Source organism: Metabacillus idriensis (genome assembly GCF_050483325.1).
In the GTDB taxonomy this organism is placed as follows: Bacteria; Bacillota; Bacilli; order Bacillales; family Bacillaceae; genus Bacillus_P; species Bacillus_P idriensis_A.
The window spans coordinates 1-3,188 of sequence record NZ_JBCMYF010000048.1 but is presented as its reverse complement, the minus strand read 5'-3'; the positions used below and the strand labels follow the sequence as shown (position 1 = coordinate 3,188).

General features: G+C 41.7%; 4 protein-coding genes. All 4 read left to right on the top strand.

The genetic code is table 11. The features are described from left to right. Positions 1-135 precede the first annotated feature (135 nt). The 4 genes from ABEQ24_RS22745 (at position 136) to ABEQ24_RS22730 (ending at position 3,065) form a co-directional block, all read left to right on the top strand. Entirely contained in the window at positions 136-519 is a 384-nt protein-coding gene (locus tag ABEQ24_RS22745) for a hypothetical protein (protein ID WP_430008881.1), read from the top strand. A 170-nt stretch (positions 520-689) separates the two neighbouring features. Continuing rightward, positions 690-1,325 (top strand): GTP pyrophosphokinase, encoded by a 636-nt coding sequence (locus tag ABEQ24_RS22740; protein WP_430008880.1) that lies wholly within the window; start codon positions 690-692, stop codon positions 1,323-1,325. Positions 1,326-1,343: 18 nt separating this feature from the next. Next, positions 1,344-2,141: an NAD kinase gene (locus ABEQ24_RS22735; protein WP_430008882.1), complete on the top strand. Its 798-nt coding sequence runs from the start codon at positions 1,344-1,346 to the stop codon at positions 2,139-2,141. A 21-nt stretch (positions 2,142-2,162) separates the two neighbouring features. Continuing rightward, a complete protein-coding gene (locus tag ABEQ24_RS22730) occupies positions 2,163-3,065 on the top strand; it encodes an RluA family pseudouridine synthase (protein WP_430008879.1) in 903 nt (300 codons plus the stop codon). The last annotated feature ends 123 nt before the right edge of the window (positions 3,066-3,188 follow it).

Below are 3,188 nucleotides of genomic sequence, written 5' to 3'. Positions count from 1 at the left end.
TCTGTCTGTCGGAGCTAAACAGTCGGCTCCGCTTTTCTATTTATTATCGCAATAAAAAATCCGGTTTTCAATGTTTATCATGCGTAGGGGGAATATGATAAAATAGACGTGGAATTGATTTGGAAGGAGATTTTTATGAAACGAAGAATTGAAGTGAATGAAGCAGTACTTGATCAAGAAAGAATGATACTAAAAGCGCTGCCCTTTGAAAAGGTTGATTTAAGCGGTTTGACAGCAACGGGCCAAGTGCTGGTTGACTCCGATCAATTAGCGTTTATTTACATAATGGATCATCATGAAGACTTTATTTATACTAATTTGCCTGCAGCGGTTTGGCCGCAGCTGAAAACAGCATTAGACAGCGAAATTCCTGTTGATCTTCATGTAAATGGTGTAACAGTTGAATTGACAGATATTCATGAAGAATTATCCTATCTGCTTGAGAATATCAAAGATAATGCAAACTACGGGGAAGAAATGGAAAAGAAAGTCGTTGAGACATTTGGCTTAAATGACTAATACATAAAAGCATGTTGTTTATTTATAAGAAAAGTTTGAGTATTGATGGCAAGCGGAGCTGCCCGGCTTCCAGGCAAGGACAAATCAGCAAAATCAAACATGGACTTTTTTGCAGAATTCCTAGAAGCTGAATGGGCGCTTGCGCTTTTCTTATGACGAGGGGGAAGGCTATGATCGGCAGAAAATGGGAAGTTTTTTTAGCACCGTATCACCAGGCGGTTGATGAGCTGAAAGTGAAGCTCAGAGGGACAAGATCGCAGTATGAACTAGAAGGCAGCCATTCTCCGATTGAATTTGTAACAGGAAGAGTAAAGCCGACGGCAAGTATTCTTGATAAAGCAAGGCGCAAAAATATCGCCTTAGATGCTCTTGAGACTGAGATGCAGGATATAGCGGGCATCCGTATGATGTGCCAGTTTGTAGATGATATAAAACTTGTCGTCGACATGCTCAGACAGCGGAACGATTTTGAAATCATTGAAGAACGTGATTATATTTCACAGAAAAAAGCAAGCGGATACCGCTCCTATCATGTCGTCGCCAAATATCCTGTTCAAACGGTATCAGGAGAAAAAATCATTCTGGTGGAGATTCAAATCAGAACGCTCGCGATGAATTTTTGGGCAACTGTTGAACATTCTCTTAACTACAAATACAGCGGGAATTTCCCCGAAGACATTAAAATCAGGCTGAAAAGATCAGCTGAAGCAGCTTTTCTTTTAGATGAAGAGATGTCAAAGATTCGCGGAGAAATAAGAGATGCACAAGTCATTTTTTCAAGGAAAACAGAAACGAAAGATAAATGATGAATAAAGGGGCATGCTATTATGAAATTTGCGGTCACATCTAAAGGAGATGCCGTTTCAAATACACTAATGCATAAAATGAAAGCCTATTTAATGGATTTTCATCTTGAATACGATGAGGACAAGCCTGATATTGTGATTTCAGTCGGAGGAGACGGCACGCTTTTATATGCTTTTCACCGTTACCGCAGCAGACTTGATAAAACGGCATTTGTAGGAGTGCATACTGGTCATCTCGGTTTTTACGCGGACTGGGTACCGGATGAAATTGAGAAGCTTGTCATTGCGATTGCGAAAACACCTTATCAGGTTGTTGAATATCCGCTGCTTGAAGTCATCATCAGACATAATGACGGAGGACGGGAAGCCCGCTATCTTGCCTTAAATGAATGTACTGTCAAAGCGATTGAAGGCTCACTTGTCATGGATGTTGAAATCAAGGGCCAGATTTTTGAAACCTTCCGCGGCGACGGTCTCTGTATGTCTACTCCATCTGGAAGTACAGCATATAATAAGGCTCTTGGCGGTGCTATTTTGCACCCGTCCATTCCTGCTATTCAAGTCGCTGAGATGGCCTCAATCAATAACAGGGTATTCAGAACAGTCGGCTCGCCTCTTATTTTGCCGGACCATCATACTTGTTTATTAAAGCCTGTAAATGATGTTGATTTTCAAATCACGATTGATCATTTGACGCTCCTGCATAAAGATGTAAAATCAATTCAATGCCGCGTTGCCAATGAAAAAATCAGGTTTGCAAGATTCAGGCCGTTTCCATTCTGGAAGAGAGTCCGTGACTCATTTATTTCGGAGTAGGATCCTGAAAGGAAGATCGTGGTGAACGCGTTTCAATTAAAATGGACAATCTCTGATGCAGAAGATGGCATACTCATACGGGATTACCTTAAGGAAAAGAATATTTCAAAGCGCGCTTTAACAGATATCAAGTTCTGCGGCGGAAGCATTTTAGTCAATAATGAACATGCAACCGTCCGTTTCGAGCTAAGGGCAGGGGATATCCTCAAGGTCATTTTTCCTATAGAAAAGCCAAGTGAAGGCATGCTTCCTGAAAAAGTTGATTTTGAGATTGTATATGAAGATGAATGGTGTCTTGTCATCAATAAGCCGCCTTACCTTCCTGCCATTCCCTCACGTGAGCATCCTAAAGGGACGCTCGCAAATGGGCTGCTTTATTATTACAGTGAAAATGAGATTGCTGCAACTATCCATATAGTCAACCGCCTAGATAAGGATACTTCAGGGCTAATGCTTGTTGCTAAGCACCGCTTTGCCCATTCCTTGTTTTCATCCCAGCAGAAGCAGGGTGGAATCAAACGGACCTATTTTGCATTGGTTGAAGGAGAAGTGAATGGGAAACAGGGCACCATTTCAGCCCCGATCGGAAGAAAAGAAGACAGCATTATCGAACGGACCGTGAGAGATGATGGGAAGCATGCTGTAACCCATTACCAGGTTATTTCGTATTCAGAATGCAATAGTCTTGTTTCCCTGAAACTTGAAACAGGAAGAACTCATCAAATAAGAGTTCATATGGCGCACATCGGCCATCCGCTATGCGGCGACAGCCTGTATGGGGGCAGTCATCGGCTAATTCCAAGGCAGGCATTGCACAGTGCAGAACTGTCATTTATTCATCCTTATTTTGAAAAAGAAATGAACTTCAAGATTGATTTACCGAATGATATCCAGTCGGTGATCAGCAGAAAAAACTCATGTTGAATTCAGCATGAGTTTTTTTCATTATGAGTATTAGGAATCAACCTGGGGTTTTGATTCCACGAATGCCGCTCATTCAAGGAAAGGAGGAATCATAAAGGTGTTATGATTCCACGAATCCCGCTT